15 protein-coding genes and 1 tRNA gene are annotated in these 22009 nt (G+C 53.1%); 5 read left to right on the top strand and 11 right to left on the bottom strand.

The window, feature by feature from the left end; genetic code table 11:
- Position 1: 1 nt before the first annotated feature.
- The 4 genes from QZN53_RS09200 to QZN53_RS09185 all read right to left on the bottom strand — a co-directional run bounded on the left by QZN53_RS09200 (position 2) and on the right by QZN53_RS09185 (position 6893).
- Positions 2 to 436, bottom strand: coding sequence for a hypothetical protein (locus QZN53_RS09200; RefSeq protein ID WP_163438705.1), 435 nt, complete (start codon positions 434 to 436; stop codon positions 2 to 4).
- 18 nt (positions 437 to 454) lie between these two features.
- Positions 455 to 2323, bottom strand: coding sequence for a GDSL-type esterase/lipase family protein (locus QZN53_RS09195; protein WP_294652675.1), 1869 nt, complete (start codon positions 2321 to 2323; stop codon positions 455 to 457).
- 3 nt (positions 2324 to 2326) lie between these two features.
- Positions 2327 to 4186: a GDSL-type esterase/lipase family protein gene (locus tag QZN53_RS09190; RefSeq protein WP_163438704.1), complete on the bottom strand. Its 1860-nt coding sequence runs from the start codon at positions 4184 to 4186 to the stop codon at positions 2327 to 2329.
- 67 nt (positions 4187 to 4253) lie between these two features.
- Positions 4254 to 6893 carry a T9SS type A sorting domain-containing protein gene (locus QZN53_RS09185; RefSeq protein WP_163438703.1) on the bottom strand — a complete coding sequence of 880 codons (2640 nt, stop codon included), beginning with the start codon at positions 6891 to 6893 and terminating at the stop codon, positions 4254 to 4256.
- A gap of 510 nt (positions 6894 to 7403) precedes the next feature.
- Between QZN53_RS09185 and groES the strand changes: the two genes are divergently transcribed.
- Together groES and groL are read left to right on the top strand one after the other, a co-directional pair.
- A complete protein-coding gene (groES, locus tag QZN53_RS09180) occupies positions 7404 to 7685 on the top strand; it encodes a co-chaperone GroES (protein WP_163438702.1) in 282 nt (93 codons plus the stop codon).
- Positions 7686 to 7725: 40 nt separating this feature from the next.
- Complete coding sequence (gene groL, locus QZN53_RS09175; RefSeq protein WP_072797284.1) at positions 7726 to 9357, top strand: chaperonin GroEL; 1632 nt, start codon at positions 7726 to 7728, stop codon at positions 9355 to 9357.
- 250 nt (positions 9358 to 9607) lie between these two features.
- On the opposite strand, the gene QZN53_RS09170 is transcribed toward groL, so the two are convergent.
- Positions 9608 to 9681 (bottom strand) — tRNA-Arg (locus tag QZN53_RS09170).
- Positions 9682 to 9833: 152 nt separating this feature from the next.
- Here QZN53_RS09170 and metF point away from each other — a divergent pair.
- Complete coding sequence (metF, locus tag QZN53_RS09165; RefSeq protein WP_163438701.1) at positions 9834 to 10724, top strand: methylenetetrahydrofolate reductase [NAD(P)H]; 891 nt, start codon at positions 9834 to 9836, stop codon at positions 10722 to 10724.
- Positions 10725 to 10736: 12 nt separating this feature from the next.
- Here metF and QZN53_RS09160 read toward each other — a convergent pair whose 3' ends face one another.
- Genes QZN53_RS09160 through rapA form a run of 5 tightly spaced genes read right to left on the bottom strand, consistent with a single transcriptional unit; the run spans position 10737 to position 18710 of the window.
- The gene (locus QZN53_RS09160; RefSeq protein WP_163438700.1) at positions 10737 to 11240 is read right to left on the bottom strand and encodes an HD domain-containing protein; all 504 of its coding nucleotides are present in this window, start codon (positions 11238 to 11240) and stop codon (positions 10737 to 10739) included.
- Positions 11237 to 13849, bottom strand: a complete 2613-nt coding sequence (mutS, locus tag QZN53_RS09155; RefSeq protein ID WP_163438699.1) for a DNA mismatch repair protein MutS — start codon at positions 13847 to 13849, stop codon at positions 11237 to 11239. Before mutS ends, QZN53_RS09160 begins: the two co-directional genes overlap by 4 nt.
- Positions 13849 to 14556: an SMC-Scp complex subunit ScpB gene (scpB, locus tag QZN53_RS09150; RefSeq protein WP_072797100.1), complete on the bottom strand. Its 708-nt coding sequence runs from the start codon at positions 14554 to 14556 to the stop codon at positions 13849 to 13851. Before scpB ends, mutS begins: the two co-directional genes overlap by 1 nt.
- Positions 14557 to 14582: 26 nt before the next feature.
- Positions 14583 to 15722 (bottom strand): glutamate 5-kinase, encoded by a 1140-nt coding sequence (proB, locus tag QZN53_RS09145; protein ID WP_163438698.1) that lies wholly within the window; start codon positions 15720 to 15722, stop codon positions 14583 to 14585.
- Positions 15723 to 15725: 3 nt separating this feature from the next.
- Positions 15726 to 18710: an RNA polymerase-associated protein RapA gene (gene rapA / locus QZN53_RS09140; RefSeq protein WP_294652664.1), complete on the bottom strand. Its 2985-nt coding sequence runs from the start codon at positions 18708 to 18710 to the stop codon at positions 15726 to 15728.
- Between the two features lie 40 nt (positions 18711 to 18750).
- On the opposite strand from rapA, the gene QZN53_RS09135 reads away from it, so the two are divergent.
- Entirely contained in the window at positions 18751 to 19503 is a 753-nt protein-coding gene (locus tag QZN53_RS09135; protein WP_163438697.1) for an RDD family protein, read from the top strand.
- A gap of 140 nt (positions 19504 to 19643) precedes the next feature.
- Complete coding sequence (gene murA, locus QZN53_RS09130) at positions 19644 to 20921, top strand: UDP-N-acetylglucosamine 1-carboxyvinyltransferase (protein WP_163438696.1); 1278 nt, start codon at positions 19644 to 19646, stop codon at positions 20919 to 20921.
- A gap of 92 nt (positions 20922 to 21013) precedes the next feature.
- Here murA and QZN53_RS09125 read toward each other — a convergent pair whose 3' ends face one another.
- Positions 21014 to 21958 (bottom strand): tetratricopeptide repeat protein, encoded by a 945-nt coding sequence (locus tag QZN53_RS09125; protein WP_163438695.1) that lies wholly within the window; start codon positions 21956 to 21958, stop codon positions 21014 to 21016.
- Between the last annotated feature and the right edge of the window lie 51 nt (positions 21959 to 22009).

The raw sequence follows: 22009 nt of genomic DNA, 5'->3' as shown, positions 1-22009 counted from the left end.
ACTATTCAGTCACCTTGAAGGTGGCAGAATTTGCAGCCTTGGCGGTCTTTTCGTACGGAATCACGCGAATGATAGCCGTATTGGTCGGTTCAGCGACATCTTCAGTCAGCTTCACCTTCTGTTCATAGCAAGTCTTTCCGTCCGGCTTTTCAGGACCGGCAGATTCTTCGAGCATGTCAATACCGGCGTCTTCTTCAGACGTCTTGAAAACAAAGCGGAAACCAGAACCCTGAACGTCAGAACCGTAAACCACTGTGATGGTTTCACCCATCTTGAAGGAATCGCCCTTCTTGGGAGAAACAACCTTCACGCCGTCTTCAACAGAGCAATCGGCGGATTCGTCATTGGAACTTGCAGACGAAGAATCGTCACATGCAGCAAACATAAATGCAGCAGACACTGCGCACACAGATGTAATCAATTTAAAAAGCTTCATAAAGCCTCCGTTTTTCACTTAATATACAAAAGGTCGCAGCAGCAGGAGTCGTCCATTAAGCGAAACTCTTGCAAAATAACGACCTTTAGCAAGTTTTTCTCCATCAGAAAGCAGAGAAACCTCACCCGAAGCCACATTTCGGACCTCACGCTTTAAGGTTTTGCCCATGGCATCCATCAGTTGGACATCCATTAAGCCACCCGGAGTCGAAATGGTCAGATTGCGAGCGTCAAAGGAAACTCCCGAAGCAACCGGATTCGCAAAGGATGTCGTACTACTAGAAGATTCCACATCGTTTTCAACTTTCGCAGGCTTGCAACCGGTGCGGTACACACCCTTCATGTCAAAAGCAATCATGTCGATATTCGGGCCGCCGTCACTTGTCGTCGAGGCAATCTTCATCTTGAAATCGAGAGCGTCCACCCAGACTTCTTCAATGTAGGCGGTATCCCACTTGTCCCAGCTACCCGTCGAGGGGAATGCAACGTCGTAGGTTCCGTTATCGATTGTGAATTTCATGTCGCGATTGGAGGTTCCCTGGAATGAATAGCGGATCATGACGCGGGCATTGGCTGCCGACTGGTCAGAAGTCAGCTTGTAAGTCGCGGTACTGTAAGCGCTATTTTCAATATTGAAGAAGCCCTGGCCCGTATATCCTTCGTGGTTCGATTCCGTCAGGCCATCCGCAATTTCGGGGTTCGACATATCAATCGGAGAGGGCCAAGCTGCGTCAGCGGTACCGTCAAAGCAAAGTTTCTGGTCAATGGAACTCGAAGATTCCGGACCCTCGGAGCTAGAGGACGTGGGATTTTCGTTGTCAGTTTCTTCGTTATCGTGAGCAATCTTCTTGCATTCAGAACCGCCCTTGAACATCGCCGTATAGGTAATGTTGCGGGCCTTGGTCTTGAAGCCGTAATAAATCATGTTCTTCGAGATTTCGTTACAATCGTCATCGACCCATTTTTCAAAGGTTTGACCGTTCGGCGTCACACGAAGCGTCATCGGGGAACCCGCTGGGAAATACTGGGTCTGCGTAATGAGGCCGCTGTAGTTCGAAAGGTTGGTCTGCACCTTAATGGTATAGCGTTTCTTGATGGCAGAGACAAGCGTCGTGAGTGCGGCCTTGGCGTCGGCAGAAAGATTCGAATTGTTCTTGAGGTTATCTTCAAGTTCTTCGCAAATCATCTGCGCATGGCCCATGGAGCCCATTTCCTGGAAGTGCGTGGTACCATCGTTCACGCCATCCGGGTAATTCGGATATTCGCCCTTCTCCAGTTTCTTGTACAGGTAACGCGTCACGTAATCCGGCATGTTCTTGTAAGTCGTATTGTAGGTATTGTACGACTTCATGTTCAAATCCACAAACGGGACCTTGTTGTTCTTGGCCACCGTCTGCATCATGCCGCGAGCATCATAATTCTTGTCGCCCGTAGAGAACACGTTACGACTACCGTTCAGGTTCATCGGCGAAATCAAAATTACATTGGCGCCCTTTGCCTTAGCGGCATCCACATACTTCTGGATATATCCCGGGAAATCTGCGGGCGGAACATAGCGAGCTTCCTTGCTGTAGTCGCGATCGTTATGACCGAACTGCACGAAAAGGTAATCGCCCGTTTGGAGTTTGCCCTTGACTTCATCCAAGCGGCCTTCTTCAATAAAAGTTCTAGAACTGCGGCCACCAATGGCGTAGTTATTCACCTTCACGCGGGACGCATCGAAGAAATAGCCAAGAACCTGGCCCCAACCCGTTTGCGGGTAAGCATTGTCCTTGTAAGTGCAAACCGTAGAATCACCCACCACATAGATAGAGAAACTAGTAGAATCACTCACGGCAACGCCGGCAAAAATGGCGGCAGCAACGAAGAATTTTAAAATTCCCTTCATACACTACCTCACCTTTGCGTAATTGGCGACAAACTTGGCACTACCCTGACGAACCACAACGCGGTAGAGTCCGGCAGACTTCACCATCGTTGCAAGCGAAACTTCTGATGTGTTTTCGACAATTCGCTTTGCCACCAGACGACCACCCATATCGAACACATTCACATGAGCACGTTCCGTACCAACAAGGCGCAGCATTTCGCCATGCAAAGCAAAACCAGTCACATCGCGAACCTTATTCAAAATAGTCGTCGACGTATCTTCGGTGCAGCCTTCGCTTACGCGGCACACGCCGTCGATACTGAAACCAAAGGCATCCAGATTCGGGGCACCATCGCTTGTAAGCGACATAATCTTGAGTTCGGCTTCACCTTGCGGGGCATCCATCACCACGTAGGCGGTATCCCACTTGTCCCAACCTCCCGTCGGCGGTGCACTCACGAGGTAGTCATGGTCCAAATAGGCATTGAACATACGGTCCGACGATCCGCCGTTTGCATAGCGCACCGCAAGCGTCACGTAGCCTGCGCCTGGGAACTTAACCTTGTACGACGCAAAAGACTTTGTCGAATTTTCAAGATTGAAGAATCCGTCGCCAATAAAACCGGTCCAATTATTTTCTTTGTAACCGACGCCGGTATCGGGGCTGTACGCATCAAAGAACTTCTTGATATCCTTGTCAATTTTCACCGTATCCAGCGTGCTGCCCTCAATCGGAGTAAACGGAACAAAGGTCACATCGTCAAGGCTCTTCGGAGTCGTGGTCGGGAATGCGGTTAACGCAGCACCATCGCCGGTATATTTCTGCGCCGTTCCGCCCTCGTAAACCGCCGTGAACTGCGTCGAGGCGCTACCCATCACGAACGTATGAATGTACGGGGACTTCACGTTCGAACGGCTCGGTGCCCCCACCTTGTTACCGTTGCCATCATACCAGCCCAAGAACTTCTTGCCGCTCTTCGGGATGGTCTTGAGCATCACGGTCATACCCTTCGGGTAATAGGCGTTAATCGAAGTCGCTTCGGCAGCACCTTCGGGGCTCACCTTGACTTCGACCTGGTACATGGGCGCCATATAGTCGCCGAGTTTTTTCACAATCGGGTCACTGTGGGCGCGCATCTGCTCGGTAATGATACGTCCGAAAGCATTCGCACCATTCATCTGCAAATGCACGGCATCTGTCTGGTCACTTCCCAAGTTGCTGTATTCAGACTTGGTCGCATAATTGAAGACATACTGTTCCGCATAGCGTTCACCCACAGAAATCATGTAGTTCGCGACCATTTCGCTCATGTCGATAAACGGCACGTTGAGTTCTTCGGAAAGGCTCTTGTTCAGCGCCGGGTAGCCGCGGTAGCTGTTATGAATCTGCGTCGGAGAATCGTAATACTTACGACGAATCGGGCTCATGATAATCGGGTAAGCGCCCTTCGCGCGGACATCGCTTACCATCTTTTTCATGTTCGAAGCAAAGAAATCTTCGGTACTGTAGTTCACGTCGTTAATACCGAACTGGATCACGACGTAGTCACCGGCCTTGAGCTTTTCAGCAATGCAGTTGCCGGCAGAGCAGCCCTTCTTGAAGAACATGTCGTAATAGCCGACAGCGGTACCGCCGCTTTTGTCCTTGCCGCCGCCACCGAGCGACATACCGCCCTGGCCGCGGTTCACGACCGTAGCCTTGGTCGGATCAAACCAGAAATGGAAATCCTGACCCTGCCCCTGCTTGGGGTAGTAGCCCTCGGCCCAGTCCTGCATGGTGGAGTCGCCACACATGTAGATAGTCACCGCCGACCACGTAAGCGGAGCGACAACCATCGATGCGATTACGGCAGATTGCCAGATTTTATTAAACATCTTCATAACCAAAATCAAAAATCGCCTAGCCCCGGTCCAACATTCGAAAGACCAAGGCTAGGCAGTGAGGTGTTTACAGCTTCGAGAATTTCTTCGTCGAAACAGCCTTTCCGTCAAGCATTACCTTAACGAGATAAGTTCCCTTCGGGAGCAATTCGCGGTCAAGCGAAATCGTCGTAGAGCCTGCATTCACGTTCCGCGACACCCCCATGCGCATTGCGCCGGACATATCGTAGAAGTAGACTTCCGCAAAGCCAGCCTTGGGTGTAAAGAGCACGCCCGTAGAAGGATTGAAGGAGACTCCATTCTTGAAGGGAATTACCGCAAGTGCAGTCGGATTATCAATCTTCTGCGTACCATCATAGAGTTCTACACCGTCGATACCGAAAGTGAACATGTCAAAGTTCGGGCCGCCGTCACTTGTCATCGAGGTAAACGTAATCGTATTCACGCCAGCGACAATCTTCACGTCGATCTTCGCCTCGGAATAAGTCGTCCAGGAGGCATCTGTCGAGGGGAAGCTAATCGTGCCGGCAGAAGCACCGTTCACGGTAACCGCCATATTGCGGGAAGTACTCCCACCGTTCGTGAAGCGCACCGTAAGTGTGGTCTTTGCCTCGGTCTTCGAGAAGATTTCCCAAGTGCCGTAGCTCGAAAGCGCATTGTCAAAGTTATAGTAGCCGTTCTTGAGGAAGCCTTCGTTTTCGCTCTGAGTCCAGCCCTTGCCATCCTTCGGGGTAGAGGCATCCAGTTCGGACTTGCCGCTGTTCACCACCGGGGTCGTGTCGGCAGGAGTCGGGTCCTCGCCCACTACGAAGATGCTCGGCTGCTTGAGCGACTTTACCATGTCGGGCAAGTAGTAGCCCAGGTGCGACGGCTGGTTATAGGCCGTATTTTGAGACGCAACCGCCGTGCGGTAGGTGGCATCGTGCATCAGCGTGTAGACTCGAAGTTTGCTTTCTACCGGGGTCGAAACGATGTACAGCAACGTCGGATCCTTTTCGCTACGCACTACCATTTCTTCGCGCCAGTCGCCAAAGAGGTCGGCCACGAGGCTCGGGGTATTCTTGGTGCCATTGCAACCGGTAACACCGAGGGCAGAAGGACCATCGAAATAAGTTTCGGATTTTTTCGACGTAGAATTGAACTTGGTCACAAAAGCGCCGTCCAAGAGTTCATCATACTCATCGCCGTCAAAATAAATGCGGAAGTTCTGAGACACTGCAGGCGTTCCAATGAGTTTGCCCTTGGCGGTTTTCATTCCACCGCCCTTTGCAGACCACATTTCATAGCCACGATATTCAGAATCAACGTCCGCCGCCATGCCACGGCCATTATCGACACCTTCGGCAGATGGCTGCGGAGTGCCCCAAATAATCTTGCCATCATTGGCACGCATTTCTTCGGTGTACTGGGCATCCTTGTGTTCGTGCACGTCCCAGGATTCAAGCCCCGGAAGATCCGGATCCAGATCACCGATGTGATGGGCATCGCCATGACCGAGGCCCGTGCGGTAACGCAGCGTTCCATCGTGGTTCAAGGCCGCAGCCCCGAAAAAGATTTCGTCGTAGCCGTCACCGTCAAGGTCCACCGCCTGAAGGCTGTGGTTTCCTTCGCCGTACAGGCCCTGGCCCGGATATTCCGACTTGTGGAGCCAGCGGAGCTTCAAGTCCTTACCGTCAAAATCATAGGCCGCCACATAGGAGGAACTGTAGTAGCCGCGTGCAAAGATTGCACTCGGGTGCACTCCGTCCAGATAACCCGTTGCAGCCAAGTAGCGTTCACAGCGGTTGCCGTAGTTATCGCCCCAGTAGCCATGGGCATCCTTGCCCTTCACGTGCTGGTTAATATCACGGCTCGGTTCGTACGTAACGGTCGAAATCGCGGCACCGTCTACGCCACGGAAAACGGTCAAGTACTCAGGACCTTTAAGAATCGTACCACTCGCGTCGCGGTAATCCTTCGACTTGTCGCCAATCGCCTTGCCCGTACCGTCAATCGTACCGTCGGCAGTCTTCACGATCATCTCGGCCTTGCCGTCGCCATCGTAGTCAAAGACCTGGAACTGCGTGTAGTGTGCGCCCGCGCGAATATTCTTACCGAGGTCAATACGCCAAAGGCGCGTACCGTCGAGCTTGTAGGCATCGATGAATACCGTACCCGTATAGCCCGTCTGCGAGTTGTCGTGGGCATTGCTCGGATCCCACTTCAAAATCAGTTCGTATTCGCCGTCGCCGTCGAGGTCGGCCGTACTCACATCGTTCGGAGTGTATGTGCATTTTTCGCCGTCGGGCATCGTCTGTGCCGCGGGGACTTCCAGTTTAATCGTCTTATACGGGAAAGACTTTCCGCTGTTGGAGACCGTCTTGTCGAGCACCACGGAAACACCCTGCTTGGCACCTTCCTTGCCGCCAACTACTGCCGCGACCGTATATTTGGAAGTTGTCTTGCCGGCGGCGTCCAGGTAGTTCGTGCCACCCGTCTTACTAACGGAAGCAATTTTCTCGCCATCACGATAGAGATTGAACTCCACGTCCGGAGCGTCGGTACCCAAAAGGCGCCAACTCACGAGCATACCCTTGCCCGTGTTCGTGACAGCAAGACCGCGCGAAAGATTTTCCATCTGGCGGTTAGCAGAAAAAGCCGGAGATGCAAGCCCAAACGCCAGCACGGCTCCTGCAAAAATTGTCGATGTTTTTAAACCAATACCCATATAAACTCCATTTTCTATGGCCTTACTGCTAATCTATTTCTAAATGCTAAAAACAGAACGCAAATTATTCTTAGTTGTAGTCTTTAGACAACAGGACTCCACAGCAATTCCTTTTCTAAATATAATCAAAATTTTTATAAAAAGTCCACATTATTTTAAAAATTTTCTAGATAATTCGGCATTTTTAAAAATTGTAATAAAAATAAAAAGTCTACATTTCTTCATTAATGCCGTCAAGCGTGGACAATTACGGAATCGCCCGCAAGCTCGTCACAAGCAAAGCGCCTTGTTTCAAATTAAAACGCAAACTCCTTAAAGCCTTAAAAGCCGCCAAAAATGTTTCAAAACGATACTACGAATTGCCTAATAAGACCAAAACAGACACAAATCGCCCACCAATAGAACTTGGCACAGAAATTGCTTACTATAGGGCGAAACAAAAAAAATAGTCCAGCTTGGACTAAAAAGTTCAATCAGGGCGCAAAAGCCCACAAAAAAGGAAAAGTGAAAATGATTAAGCCTCTTGCAGATCGAATCGTCGTCAAGCCGGCAGAAGCCGAACAGAAGACCTCCTCGGGTCTCTTTATCCCGGACAACGCCAAGGAAAAGCCGATGCAGGGTAAGGTCGTAGCCGTGGGCCCGGGTCGCAAGAACGAAAAGGGCGACCTCGTTGCCATGGAAGTCAAGGTCGGCGACGTGGTGCTTTACGGCAAGTACAGCGGTACTGAAGTCACCGTTGATGGCGAAAACTACCTCATCGTGAAGGAATCCGACGTCATCGCTACTCTGTAATAGCGCAACAAAAGGTTTTAAATAAAAAAGGAAAAACAAAATGGCAAAGCAACTTAAGTTTGATGTAGCAGCTCGCGAATCCCTGATGAAGGGTGTGGACAAACTCGCCAACGCAGTTAAGGTTACCCTCGGTCCTAAAGGCCGTAACGTGATGATCGCAAAGGCCTTCGGCGCCCCGAACGTCACCAAGGACGGCGTGTCTGTCGCTAAGGAAGTGGAACTCGAAGACGCTTACGAAAACCTCGGCGCCCAGATGGCCAAGGAAGTCGCCAACAAGACTTCTGACGCTGCTGGTGACGGTACCACCACCGCTACCGTGCTCGCCCAGGCTATCACTCGCGAAGGCCTCAAGAACGTGGCTGCCGGCGCAAACCCGATGGACATCAAGCGCGGTATGGACGCTGCTGTCGAAGCCGTGATTAAGGAAATCGGCAAGATGGCCGTGAAGATCAACGGCAAGGAACACATTGCCCAGGTCGCAACGATTTCTGCTAACAACGACCCGGAAATTGGTGAACTCCTCGCCAACGCTATGGAAAAGGTCGGTAACGACGGTGTGATCACCATCGAAGAATCCAAGACCGCTGAAACCATCCTCGACGTTGTCGAAGGTATGCAGTTCGACCGCGGCTACCTCTCTCCGTACTTTGTCACTAACACCGACAGCATGGAAGTGGCCCTCGAAAATCCGTACATCTTGCTGTACGACAAGAAGATTTCTACCATGAAGGATTTGCTGCCGATGCTCGAACACGTGGCAAAGCAGGGCAAGTCCCTCCTCATCATCGCCGAAGACGTCGATGGCGAAGCTCTCGCAACGCTGGTTGTGAACAAGATGCGCGGCACCCTGAAGGTTGCCGCTGTCAAGGCTCCGGGCTTCGGCGACCGTCGTAAGGCCATGCTCGAAGACATCGCTATCCTCACTGGCGGTATGCTGGTTTCCGAAGACACTGGCGCCAAGCTCGAAGACGCTCCGGTGACCGTGCTCGGCCAGGCCAAGTCTATCACCATCACGAAGGACAACACCACAATCGTCGAAGGTGCTGGCGACGCCGCTTCTATCAAGGGCCGTATCGCCCAGATCAAGAAGCAGATCGAAGCTACCACCAGCGACTACGACCGCGAAAAGCTCCAGGAACGTTTGGCCAAGCTCGCTGGCGGCGTTGCTGTGATCAAGGTCGGTGCCGCTACCGAAGTCGAAATGAAGGAAAAGAAGGACCGCGTCGACGACGCTATGCACGCAACCCGCGCCGCCGTCGAAGAAGGTATCGTTCCGGGTGGTGGCGTTGCCCTCATCCGCGCCGAAAAGGCCATCGATTCCCTCAAGTTCGATAACGCCGACCAGAAGACTGGTGCAGCCATCATCCGCCGCGCTATCGAAGAACCTCTCCGCCAGATTGTCCAGAACGCTGGCCTCGAAGGCTCCGTTGTGGTGAACAAGGTGAAGGAAGGCAAGGACAGCTTCGGTTACAACGCCAAGACTGACACCTACGAAGACCTCATCAAGGCTGGCGTGATTGACCCGGCTAAGGTGACCCGTACAGCCCTCAAGAACGCCGCTTCTATCGCTTCGATGATCCTCACGACTGACTGCGTGATCGCCGAAAAGAAGGAACCGAAGCCGGCAGCTCCTGCCATGGATCCGTCCATGGGCATGGGCGGCATGATGTAATCGGCTAGCCGCTAAATTCTACTCCTTATGGACGTCCGGTTCAAGGAACCGGACGTTTTTTTTGTATAAAAATTATTTGGATTATGAAGGCGGGAGTCTGCTCGGCAAAGGCGCTTTCTCGCGGGATGCTTCTCAGCGGGAGTCTGCGAAGTTTATTTTCTCGGCGGGATGCTTCTCCGCCGAACCAAGGTTCGACTACACCCGCCAACGAGTATGAAAAAAGGTCCCCTTTTAGGGGGACCTTTTTTCATACTCGAGGCGGGATTCGAACCCACGACCCATTGCTTAGAAGGCAATTGCTCTATCCAACTGAGCTACTCGAGCGTTGTGGCGCAAATATAGAAAAAATTTTCAAGTTTTCATTGAATATTTCATAATTCCGGTTGCCGATTTCTGGAACTTTATCTATATTTATGCATATATTAAAATATTTGCATAGACTTAAGGTGCCGGTTCGACCCGCCCACGGAGAGATTATGAAGATTGTTGACATTCTGAAGCAAGACAAGATGAGCCTTTCGTTCGAAGTGTTCCCGCCTAAAAAAGAGACGAGCTTCGAAAGCGTGAAAGCTGCCACCGAATCTATCGCCGCGCTCGGTCCCTCCTTTATGAGCGTTACCTACGGCGCAGGCGGCGGCGTGAGCCACTTCACTCTTGATATTGCCAAGAACCTCAAGCAAAAGTTCGGCATCCCGATGCTCGCCCACCTTACCTGCGTTTCCAGCAGCAAGGAAACGGTGCACCAGCGCATTGAAGACATGAAGGCCGCAGGCATCAAGAACGTCATGGCTCTCCGCGGCGACTTGACCCCGGAACTCATCGAAAAGGGCCGCGACAACTGCGACTACCACTACGCCGTCGAACTTATCCGCGAACTCAAGGCCTCTGATGCCGACTTCTGCATTGGTGCCGCCTGCTACCCCGAAAAGCACCCCGAAAGCGCCAACCAGGCCGAAGACATCAAGCACCTTAAGGAAAAGGTCGATGCCGGTGCAGACTTTTTGACCACGCAGATGGTGTTCGACAACAACCTGTTCTTCAGCTTCCTCTACAAGCTGCGCGATGCAGGCGTCAACTGCCCGGTGCTCCCCGGTATTATGCCGATTACGAACGCCAACCAGGTGGAACGCGCCATCAAGCTTTCCGGTTCGTTCATGCCGCAGCGCTTTAAGTCGCTGGTCGACAAGTTCGGTAGCGATCCCGAAGCCATGAAGCAGGCCGGCATTATCTATGCAAGTGATCAGATCATTGACCTGTACGCCAACGGCATCACCAATGTTCACGTGTATTCAATGAACAAGCCCGACGTTGCAGAAGGCATTCTCAAAAATGTTTCTGCAATTCTCGGAAAGAATTTTGCCGGTTAATTTTTCGCGAGGTTAAAGAACAATCGTCTTTAACCATTCGCGCATTTCATAGACATCAACATTCGCCCGCAAAGACTTGTGGGCGATTCTTGCACCCGGAGCAGTCGCCATCTTTTTCGGATTGAGCGACATGCCCACACGACCCAGGTCTAGGCGGTCGGCGTCGTAGCAGGTGTTGATGGTCGGATCATCAGTCTGATGTTCCTTGGTGTGGTAGAAGCAGGCGTGGTACAGTTGGTCGAACTGTTCCTGCGTAATTTCGAGAAGGCCTTTTTCGAAGCATTCCTTGGCAAAGGCGGCTCCGCGTTCGCCATGTTCGCCATCGTAGCCGTCATCTTCGCGTTTGCAATCGTGAAAGAGAGCGAACAGTCGCACAACTGTCACGTCGGCTCCTGTAATGGGTGCTAGAAGCAAGCCGTTGAATTCCACCTGCCGCCAATGAGAAAGCCCATGAATCGTCGAATCCACGATTCGGTTGCTATAGACAAACTCTTGTAAGGCGGCAAAATCGATCATTTCCCGTAATGTTCCTTCAAGTCCATCAGGCATTGGAGCGCCTGGATCGGAGTCATTTCCTCGGGTTTCAGGCGGCGGATTTCTTCCTTAAGGAGCTGCGTGGATTCGTCGGGAGGCGCGAACAGGTCGACCTGCGGCTTTTCCATGAGCTTCTTGTGGGTGGCGCCATCGCTCGGGTCAATCTTCTGCTTTTCGAGGCGCAAAAGAATCTTGCGTGCACGGCGCAGCACATTGTTCGGGAGGCCCGCCATTTCGGCCACGTGAATACCGTAGCTAGAATCGCAAGCACCTTCAAGAATCTTGTGCAAGAAGATGAGCTTGTCGCCCTTTTCCTGAACACCCACCTGGAAGTTTCCGGCGTGTTCAAGGCTTTCCACAAGGCCAGTAAGTTCGTGGTAGTGCGTTGCAAACAGCGTGATGGCGGCGCGGGCAGGCTCATCGTGCAGCGTTTCCACAATCGCCCACGCAATCGAAAGGCCGTCAAAGGTACTGGTTCCGCGACCGATTTCGTCGAGAAGCACCAAGCTGTGCGAGGTCGCATTGCGCAAGATGTTCGCCGTTTCAATCATTTCGACCATGAACGTCGAAAGACCACGGCTCAAGCGGTCGCTTGCACCCACGCGCGTAAAGATGCGATCCACCACGCCGATGCGGGCACTTTCCGCCGGCACAAAGCAGCCGATTTGCGCCATGAGCACAATAAGCCCCGTCTGGCGCAGGTAAGTCGATTTACCGGCCATGTTCGGGCCCGTAATGAGCATCAAGCGGGTCGCTTCGGGCGAAAGATTCACATCGTTCGGGATAAAGTCAAGGTCCGAATTGACCGCGACAATCACCGGATGGAAACCACCCTTGATTTCGATACCCGAGCCTTCGAAGACTTCGGGACAAACGTAATTGTATTTGCGGGCGGCGCGGGCAAAGCTATAAAGCGTATCCACGTGCGCAATCGCATTTGCGATTTCCTGCAGTTCGGCACGCCAGCTGTTCACGCGTTCGCGAAGTTCGCAGAAAATCTTGTATTCCAGCGCGTGAATGTTGACTTCGGCATTGCTGATGATGGATTCGCATTCCTTCATCTCGGGCGTAATGTAGCGTTCGCCATTCACCGTCGTCTGCTTGCGAATGTATTCGTCGGGAATCGGGGCGGTCGCCTTCGCCATCTGCGCCTTGGTAATTTCGATGTAGTAACCGAAAACGCGGTTGTAGCCAACCTTAAGGCTCGGGATTCCGAGGCGTTCACGTTCACGGACTTCGAGCGAGGCAATCCATTCGCGGCGTTCCTTGATGTCTTCGTTCATGGCATCGAGTTCCGCGTTTGCGCCCGCGCGAATCATGCCGCCCTCGCGGACGGTCAGCGGCAAGTCATCGTTAAATTGCGAAAGGAGCTCTTCGCCACGGCCACGGGCGGCAATGAGGGCCGCTCGCATCGGTTCAAAAATCGGCGAATTCAAACCTTCAAGTACATCGGCCACCTTGGAAGCCTGCGAAAGCGAACGGCCCATGCCCGCCAAATCGCGGGCATTCGCGCGGCCAGAGCCTACACGGCCCATCAGGCGTTCCATATCGAGAATCGAAGTCAGCGATTCCTTCAGTTCATCGAGAGCGACCGGGTTGTTGACGAGTTCTTCGACGGCTTCTTCACGTTCCTTGATGCGGTCCACCGAAATCAGCGGATGGCTCACCCACTCCTTCAGATTGCGCCCGCCCATCGCGGTCACCGTAAAGTCGAGTACGTAGCAAAGCGTACTGCTGATATCGTCTGCATTCAGCGGACGCACCAGTTCCAAGTTACGCAGCGTACTCGGGTCAAGCGTCATGTAGTCGTCGAGATTCAGAATCTCGAGCGTCGTAAAATGCGAAAGTTCGGACTTCTTCTGGTCCATCAGGTACTGGAGAAGCGCTCCCGTCACCTGGGTTTCGACCACTCGCCCATCAAGGCCGAGACCGTCCAAAGCCTCGACCTTAAAATGCGTAAACAGCACATCCTTCGCGGAATCTTCGCCGAACAGGAATGCCGGAAGTTCTGTCACCAGAATGTTTTCGGAACGAATCAAGTCCATCACACCGCTAGGAATCACGGTTCCTTCGGGCACCACGACTTCCTTGGGCATACGGCGGCAGAATTCACATTCGAACGCCTGCACCGAACTCTTGCACGCGGCCAGATAGCCGGTCGTCACGTCGGCAATCGCAAACGAGACCGAGTCCTTTTCGGGAATGAACGCACAAAGGTAATTCGCCTCTTTCGCATTCAGGTTCGATTCGTCCATCGCGGTGCCGGCACTGATGATTTCCACAATATCGCGCTTGACGATACCCTTTGCAAGTTTCGGGTCTTCCACCTGTTCGCAAATGGCAATGCGGTAGCCCGCCGCCACCATTTTGGGCACGTAGCGGTCTGCGGCATGGTGCGGGAACCCGCACAGGGGCGTTGCTCCCGAGGCGCCGTTATTGCGGCTCGTGAGCGTGAGTCCTAAAATCTTCGAGGCAATTACGGCATCATCTTCGAAAAGTTCGAAGAAGTCGCCCATTCTAAAAAACAAGATGCAGCCGGGATTCTGTTTCTTGATCTCGTAATACTGCTGCATTAACGGGGTCACAGCCATTAGGCATCTCCCATCGACAATTCAACCTGGTCCGGATTTTCTTCGGGCTGCACCGGTTCTTCGGGACTCACCGATTCGGGTTTAGCGTACTGCGGCACCAAGGCGCCCGCTTCCAGAAGTTCACTGAATTCGCGGAGTCGCGGCAAGTCTTCGGGAATGCGGTTGATGCCGAAATACTTCATGAATTCCTGCGTCGTCACGTAGGTATAGGGGTTTCCAACCGTATCGGCGCGGCTACCCAATGCAATAAAGCCCTTGTCGAGCAAGTTACGGATCGGGCCATCCACCGACGACACGCCACGCACCTGCTCAATCGCCGCCTTGGTAATCGGCTGCTGGTAAGCAATGACCGCCAAGGTTTCAAGCGCCGCCTGGCTAAGCCTGCGAGCATTTGCTTCGGGGAACAGCTTGCGCACCCACGGGTAGTACTTGGCGCGGGTCCTAAAGCGGTAACCGCCCGCCTGTTCCACAATTTCAAACGGGGAATTAATCTTGTTCAGCGAATCGTTCGCCGCAATCAAAGCATCGGACACCAAGCGCGCATCCAGAAAATCACCCAGAATTTCACGCAGCTTCTTGAGCGTCACAATGTCAGGAGACGCAAACACGAGCGCCTGGATAATGCGGGCCAAATCCTCTTGGCTCTCGACTTTCGGGAGTTCCGCCGATTCTTCGGCCAAATCGTCCAAATTCTGATTTTCTTCCATACGCTTACCAAGATACAAATTTTAGACTAGAACACCACCAGGTCGTTCTTGTGAATCAGTTCGTCGGCGACATCCTTGCCCAAGAGCTCATGAACCTGGGCTGTCTTCTTGTGGAGCACAAGCTTCAGCGTTTCGCTGTCGAACTTTGCGACACCGCGTGCCACGGCTTCGCCGTCCTGGCTCAAGACTTCAATCAAGTCGCCCTTGTCAAAGTGTTTCTTAACGGCGCACACGCCCACGGGGAGCAAGCTAGAATGTTTTTCGCGCAAAGCCTTCACGCCGCCTTCGTCCACCACCACGGCACCGCGCGGAGTCGTCACGAAGCTGAGCCAGCGCTGACGGCTGTTGAGCTTCTTCTTGGAACCCACAAAGAGCGTGCCTTCAGCATTTTCAAAAATCACCTGGTGCGGCAACACCTTCATGCCACTGGCGAGGAAGGCGTTGCAACCGCTCTTTGTCACGTTACGGATGGCTTCGAGTTTGCTGCGCATACCGCCGGTACTCACGGCAGAACCCGTTTCACCGGGCTTACCCGCAAGGGCCAAAACAGCAGGCGTAATTTCCGGTACAAAGCGGAGCAAACGGGCGTTCGGATTCTTCTTCGGATTGTCATCAAAGAGTCCGTCTTCGTCCGTGAAAATCAAAAGCAAGTCGGCATCAAGGAAGAGTGCCACGTCGCTCGAAAGCTTGTCGTTATCGCCCACCTTGATTTCGGCAACGGCAAGCGAGTCATTTTCGTTGATAATCGGAACAATCTTACGGGCAAGCATCGCCTTAATGGTGTTCTGCAAATTCTTGTAGCGGTTGCGGTCGCGGAAGTCTTCGGCAGACAAAAGAATCTGACCCACGGAAAGCTGCATCCAGCGGAACATTTCGCGGTAGGCATACATCAAGTCAATCTGCCCCACGGCAGCACAGGCCTGCTTTTCAGCGAGAACCGTCGGCTTTTCCTTGTAACCGAGCTGGCTCATGCCGGTGCCCACGGCACCGCTAGTCACAATCACAACTTCCTTGCCGGATTCCATCAGGCGTGCCACGGAATCGGCTAGCTTCTGGATGTAGCGGGTGCGAACGCCGCCCTTTTCGGAGTCGACCAAAATGCGCGAACCGATCTTTACGACAATGCGACGGGATTCATCGAGAATATTCTTTCTTAATTCACTCATAGATTACCTACACACCAAAAGCCTGATTGCATCGAGGCGGAGTTGCGGGTTCGAAATTACTTTTTTCCATTCCTGGGCATTCTTGCGGAGCTGTTGCAGCTGGGTATTGTTGCCCGCCTTGCCACGCATGCTGAGCAAATGGTTCATACGCTGGTATTCCTGCTCGGCGCGGGCTTCGACAGCGGCAGCGGCCACTTCGGCAATTTCCTTTGCCTTGGCAGACACAATGCGGCGAGCGATGGCGAGGCCTTCTTTACCGAAATACTTGAGCGTCATGTTCACAGCGGCATTGCCCTGCGGAACAGGCACATCCTTGAAGTTTGCGTTCTTCAGTTCCGGCACCTTTTCGGTCAAGTCTTCGCCCGTCGGGTTCACGAGCACGCTAATGTAGCGCGGGCCCGCAAGGTCCGACACGCCCCATTCTTCGGCCACCGAGAAGTCCACCGCAAAGTTGTACTGCATCACAAGACCGCGCATTCCGGAATTCTGCCAGATGTTGCATGCCACAGCACCGTTGTCCAGCGAGGTTTCAAAGTCAATCACGCCCTGCGAAAGCGGGTGTTCCAAGCTCACAAAGTCCACTTCGTCATGCACCATGGCCACGTTGCGGTCAAAGGTCACAGTCAAGCTAGACGTATCGCAGAAGCGAGCATCTTCGTCGCCACCGCCCGAGCTTTCTTCAAAATTTCCGACAGCCTGCGTCACGCGGCCACCGCCACCGGCGCCCGCCATGCCAACGCTTTCCGGCATACCAGGAATCGAGCCCGATTCCACCTGCGTACCCATGCTAATGATGTAGCAGCCCTTAATCTTGCTCTTTTCGATTTCAAGACCGCGGTCCATCAGCGACGAGAACACCAGCGTTTCCAAATCCTTGTCAGCGTCAATCTTCAAGATGGCATCGGTGATTTCTTTAGCCTTCGCCGGATTGCGGGAGTTGAATTCCAGCAAGCGGTCGCGGCCCTTTTCAATATTCTTGCGCATGGTGTCGCAGTCTTTCTTGACCTGCGGAATCACCGTATCCACAAAGTTCTGGAGCAATGCCTGCGGTTCGGCCAAAGCGGCAATCAGTTCGTCGGTGTACTTGAGGAAGAGTTCGCCACCGCTCATCATCGGAGTGCCGAAAGCGTTCAAGCCGTTGTGGTACCAGCGGAACATGACTTCCTGACCGGAGCCCTTCACATACGGCACGTGAATAATGATGTTTTCGGTCTGACCGATACGGTCCAAGCGGCCAATACGCTGTTCCACCAAGGCGGCATCGAGCGGTAAGTCGAACAAAATCAAATGATGTGCAAACTGGAAGTTGCGGCCTTCGGAACCGATTTCAGAAGCAATCAACAGGTTCGCGCCGTTTTCTCTGCTGAAGTTTGCAGCAGCCTTGTCGCGGGCCATAATCGTCATGTTCTCATGGAACATCGAGAACGCGCCCTCGCCCATGTATTCGTTCAAAAGCGTTTCAAGAGCCTGAACCACCTGGATGGATTCACAAATCAGGAGCACCTTATCGTTGGCATGTTCCTTCAAGAATCCCTTAAGCCACACGTAGCGTTCGTCGAGCGCCCAGGCATCGGAATAGCTCGTGCAAAGCAGGCCGTTTTCCTGAATGTCGGTGGACATGTCCAAATCGTTTTCGGCAGCCACGTTCACCATGTCGCGGTAATTCTTGTTCGGTTCCAGCGGGATTTCATCGAGCACGCGTTTCGGGAATCCGCCCACGCCCTTACGGGTATTGCGGAACACCACCGAACCTGTACCTACAGCATCCACAATGCGGCGGATCCATTCGTCGGCAGGCATGCTCTTTGCGCTTTCTTGTTCAAGCCACGGGCGGATAATCGACTTCTTCGGCACACATTCGTTCAAGTCGTCCCAGCTCATGGTCTGGCCAGGGTCCGTCGGCAACTTCGAAAGTTCATTCACCAACTTGCGGTAAGCGTCCTGGTCCTTGATAAAGCTGTTGTAGTCCGCAAAGCGCACGGGGTCGAGCATCTTAAGGCGGTTGAACTGCGATTCCGGATGGAACTGCAGCGGTGTACCCGTCAAAAGGAGCACACCCTTCGAGCGCTGAATCACGGCGTTAGCCAACAAATATTCGTGGCTCGTGAATCCGTCTTCGCAAACCAGGTGATGCGCTTCGTCGATAATCACCATGTCCCAAGTCGTCTTGAGCAAGTCTTCGATCAGAGCGGGCTGCTTGATCAAGAAATCGATGGAACAAATAATATCGTTTGCAATCGTGAACGGATTCGGGCGGTCATCGTCGTCGTTCACGAACAAGCCCTTGATGTAGCCTTCGTCCACCAGCGTGAACAAGTGGTTAAAGCGGCGTTTCATTTCCACAAGCCACTGGTGCTTCAGCGTTTCGGGCACAATAATCAAAGTACGGGTCAAGCGGCCGCGGGCCTTGAGCGCATGCCAAATCATGCCCGCTTCAATCGTCTTGCCGAGGCCCACTTCGTCAGAGAGCATCAAGCGCGGGAGCGTAGAACTGTCGCAGGCGCGCTGGCACAAATAATACTGGTGCGGAATCATCGAGGTACGCGGGCCAATCATGCCACGCACCGGCGAAGAAATCCACTTACAAGAAAGTTCCATGGCAGATTCACGGCGACCGAACTGCACGCTATTCGACACGCGGTTTTCCATGAGGGCCTTGAACAGGTCCGCAGGGCGCGCAATCGAAATCTTGCCGCTCAGTTCAGATTCCTTCATCTGTCTGCCGGCACGGCCCGTATACACTAACAAGCCGTCCACCTCTTTCACCGATTCCACGGTAAAAGACATACCCTTTTCGCTCTTGGCGGTATCACCCACCGAAAGTTCAAAGCGGTCCACAGGGGCACCCATGGAACGGTAGCAACGGACATCACTTACAGCGGGGAAAGAAATCTTAACAATACGGTCTTGCACCTCGGTGACTATACCAAGCCCGAGAGTAGGTTCCGATTGACTTACATAGCGTTGGCCAATCTTGAAATTCATCATACCTCCAAAATGTAGCTTTTTTTCTAAATTATGGCTCATCATGATTTGGTACTACATAGATGAAACCGTAACAGACGGTGAACGACGCAAGGGTCCCTTTAATATCGACGAAATCAGGGACTTTGTAAAAGATGGCGTCATCAAAGACGAAACTTTAGTGTGGCATTCGGGCATGGAAGCCTGGGTCGCCTGGAAAGACACCGAAGAATCCAAGGAAGTTCCGCTCTCCGAAGAAGAACAGATCAAGCAGGCCCTGGAAGCCATTATTGCCGAGCACAATAAAGGCAAGCATTACGCCGGATTCTTTGTCCGTGCTATCGCCTACGTTGTCGACAACGTTATTTTGTCTGCAACGGGCGTTTTGATTTTGATGATCATGAGCGCCGTTCAGGCAATAGACTTGAACGTCCTTGGCGATGCCATGAACGCCTACATTAGCAATCCCACCTCCGAAGAGGCTTTGAACAATGTGATTGACGTTCCCGGCACGCACCTGTTCCTGATTATCTGGGGCATCGTGCAAGCCATTTACTTTATCGCATTTACAGCCATCAAGTCGGCGACTCCCGGCAAAATGCTCGTGAAGATCCATGTCGAAGTCGCCCACGGTGAGCCCATGAGCTGGGTGAGCGCCGCACTCCGCTTTATTGCAAGCCTGATTACGCAATGCACGCTCATGTTCTACGGCCTTGGCTACCTGATTGTCTTTATCGACCCCAAGCGCCGCGCCCTCCACGACCACATCGCCCGCACCCGCGTGGTGCACGACAAAATCGCGGCGAAGAAGAAGTAAGAAGGGAGAGGTTTCTCCCTCGTTCAAACCCCGGCTGCACACAGCCGGGTTTTTCTCTACCCTCTCTCCTAGGGGCACGCCCCTAAAACCCGGTACTTTTACTATCTTATAAATGCAAAAAATTTAAGTCTAATTTTACTATGTACCAGTTTATTGTACCTCAGGTTAAAAATCCGCTCGACGGCGAAGTTGAAATTTCCGGCGCCAAGAACGCAGTCCTTGCCGTAATGGCAGCAGCCCTCTTGGCCGACGGCGTCTCCGAAATCACGAACGTCCCGCACCTCAAAGACATGAAGACCATGTCCGATGTGCTGCGCGTGATTGGTTGCCACATCGGTGGCGAAGCCCACACCTTAAGAATCGACACCCGTGGTGCCGACCATCTGGAAGCCCCCTACGAACTCGTGAAAACCATGCGCGCAAGCTTCTATGTGCTCGGTCCTCTGGTAGCACGCTTTGGCCGCTGCCGCGTGTCTCTCCCGGGCGGTTGCGCTTGGGGCCCGCGCCCTGTGGACTTGCACCTGAAAGGCCTCGAAGCCTTGGGCGCCAAGATTACCGTGACTCACGGCTACGTAGAAGCCACTTGCGACGGACGCCTCCCCGGCGGTACATTCCATTTCCCGATTTCTAGCGTGGGCGCCACGGTGAACGTGCTGATGGCCGCAACGCTTGCCAAGGGCACCAGCGTGTTGCAGAATGCTGCCCTCGAACCTGAAATCGATAACCTCGTCGATTACCTCATCGGCATGGGCGCCAAGATTCAAGGTCGCGGCACGCGCACCCTTACGGTGCAGGGCGTAGAAGCTCTACGCCCGGGTAATGGCGTCACCATTCCCGACCGTATCGAAGCAGGCACCTACCTTTGTGGTGCCGCCATTACGCGTGGCCGCGTCAAGGTCACCAAGATTATTCCCGAACACATCGCCTCGACGCTCGATGCCTTCCGTGACATGAATTGCAAGGTGTCTGTCGGTCCCGACTGGGCCGAAGTCGATGCCCGCAATGTGGAACTCAAGCCGATTACAATTCAGACGCTTCCGTTCCCGGGCTACCCCACCGACATGCAGGCGCCGCTCATGGCAACGCTCCTCTCGGTTCCGGGCAACAGCGTGATTCAAGATACCGTCTACAATGACCGCTTTAAGCATGTGGCCGAAATGGAACGCCTGGGTGCAAACATTACGCTCAGCGGCAATACCGCAACCATCAAGGGCGGCCTCCCGCTGGAAGGCGCCGACGTGATGGGCTCCGACCTCCGCGCCTCCGCAGCACTTGTGCTCGCCGCGTTAATCGCCGAAGGCGAAACCAAGATTAGCCGCATTTACCACCTCGACCGCGGTTACGAAGATTTCGAAGCCAAGATGGCTAAGCTCGGCGCCGAAGTCAAGCGCGTCATCATCGACGCCGACGAACCGTAGAGTAGTAGGCAGTAGACAGTAGGCTGTAGACAGTTATAAAAAACTCCGGCGAAGCTATCGTCGGAGTTTTTTTTGAAAGATTATTTGAACTATTACAGCGCGGCTTCCGTAAATTCAGTCGTTGCGCTAGCTGTCGGTTCAGAAGCGTTATCGGTCGTCGACTTGCGGGAGGTCGGTTTGACCGGTTCGCGAACCACAGGCACACATCTTTCGACAGGTTCACCGGCAGATTTTTTGTCTTCTTTTTCCAAGATTTCCTGCAACATTTCGGCAGCCTGTTCAAATTCGGCAGACTTTTCGCAAGACTTGGTAGAAAGAATCTTCTGCAGGTACTGCTTCTGCATGTTGATGTCGCATTCTTCGCCATAAAGGCCCGAAAGCTTGAACAATGCGGGGCAGGTCTTCTGACCGTCGGGGAAGGCTTCCGACATGCGAGCAAAGACCTTTTTCGCCTTGTCAATCTGGGCCACATCAATCAGGCAGAGTGCCATCCAGTAAAGCGAATTCTCAGCGAGTTCGCCTTCTTTCATTTGTTCATAAACCTGTTTGAAACCACTGTAAGCCAGCTTGAATTCACCGCGATGGTAATCGGAGCGGGCCGTATTGAACATCGCTTCGGCTTCCACCAACTTTTCGGCTTCGCGTTCCAGACTATCCATGGAGACGGGTGCTGCAGGCGCACCGCTCACGACCACCTTCTTCGCCAAGATCTTGTCGGACTTGCCGAGCAACATATCCAAGCGGTAGATGATTTCTTCTTGCCTAGAATCGTTACGTTCAGACTCATCGGCCACGCGACGCGAAAGCATGGTGATTTCAGCCTGCATGCGCTTTTGCGCAAGCTCAGCCGCATCCAGCTCTGCACGCAGAGAATCGTTTTGAGCCTGAAGCCTTACCGCCACAGAATCGAGGTTGGCCTGAACTTCAGCGCCGACAGCCTTCATTTCCTGTGTACGGAGAACCGTCATCTGGCTACAACCCGTCAGGGCTGCGACCATAAGCAAGGGAAATACGATGTTCAATTTTTTGTTTTTCATATAACAAGTTCTTTTTAATTACCCGCAAAATTCCTCGCCTGCAGTAACAGG

This window comes from uncultured Fibrobacter sp. (genome assembly GCF_900316465.1).
Lineage (GTDB): Bacteria > Fibrobacterota > Fibrobacteria > Fibrobacterales > Fibrobacteraceae > Fibrobacter.
The sequence above is the reverse complement of the archived record's forward strand: the minus strand, read 5'-3'. Positions and strand labels throughout refer to the sequence as shown.

What these genes read in the sequence shown, in the direction of transcription:
- QZN53_RS09200 (WP_163438705.1), bottom strand. Translation starts at nt 436, where the DNA reads ATGAAGCTTTTTAAATTGATTACATCTGTGTGCGCAGTGTCTGCTGCA.
- QZN53_RS09195 (WP_294652675.1), bottom strand. Translation starts at nt 2,323, where the DNA reads ATGAAGGGAATTTTAAAATTCTTCGTTGCTGCCGCCATTTTTGCCGGC.
- QZN53_RS09190 (WP_163438704.1), bottom strand. Translation starts at nt 4,186, where the DNA reads ATGAAGATGTTTAATAAAATCTGGCAATCTGCCGTAATCGCATCGATG.
- QZN53_RS09185 (WP_163438703.1), bottom strand. Translation starts at nt 6,893, where the DNA reads ATGGGTATTGGTTTAAAAACATCGACAATTTTTGCAGGAGCCGTGCTG.
- groES (WP_163438702.1), top strand. Translation starts at nt 7,404, where the DNA reads ATGATTAAGCCTCTTGCAGATCGAATCGTCGTCAAGCCGGCAGAAGCC.
- groL (WP_072797284.1), top strand. Translation starts at nt 7,726, where the DNA reads ATGGCAAAGCAACTTAAGTTTGATGTAGCAGCTCGCGAATCCCTGATG.
- metF (WP_163438701.1), top strand. Translation starts at nt 9,834, where the DNA reads ATGAAGATTGTTGACATTCTGAAGCAAGACAAGATGAGCCTTTCGTTC.
- QZN53_RS09160 (WP_163438700.1), bottom strand. Translation starts at nt 11,240, where the DNA reads ATGATCGATTTTGCCGCCTTACAAGAGTTTGTCTATAGCAACCGAATC.
- mutS (WP_163438699.1), bottom strand. Translation starts at nt 13,849, where the DNA reads ATGGCTGTGACCCCGTTAATGCAGCAGTATTACGAGATCAAGAAACAG.
- scpB (WP_072797100.1), bottom strand. Translation starts at nt 14,556, where the DNA reads ATGGAAGAAAATCAGAATTTGGACGATTTGGCCGAAGAATCGGCGGAA.
- proB (WP_163438698.1), bottom strand. Translation starts at nt 15,722, where the DNA reads ATGAGTGAATTAAGAAAGAATATTCTCGATGAATCCCGTCGCATTGTC.
- rapA (WP_294652664.1), bottom strand. Translation starts at nt 18,710, where the DNA reads ATGATGAATTTCAAGATTGGCCAACGCTATGTAAGTCAATCGGAACCT.
- QZN53_RS09135 (WP_163438697.1), top strand. Translation starts at nt 18,751, where the DNA reads ATGATTTGGTACTACATAGATGAAACCGTAACAGACGGTGAACGACGC.
- murA (WP_163438696.1), top strand. Translation starts at nt 19,644, where the DNA reads ATGTACCAGTTTATTGTACCTCAGGTTAAAAATCCGCTCGACGGCGAA.
- QZN53_RS09125 (WP_163438695.1), bottom strand. Translation starts at nt 21,958, where the DNA reads ATGAAAAACAAAAAATTGAACATCGTATTTCCCTTGCTTATGGTCGCA.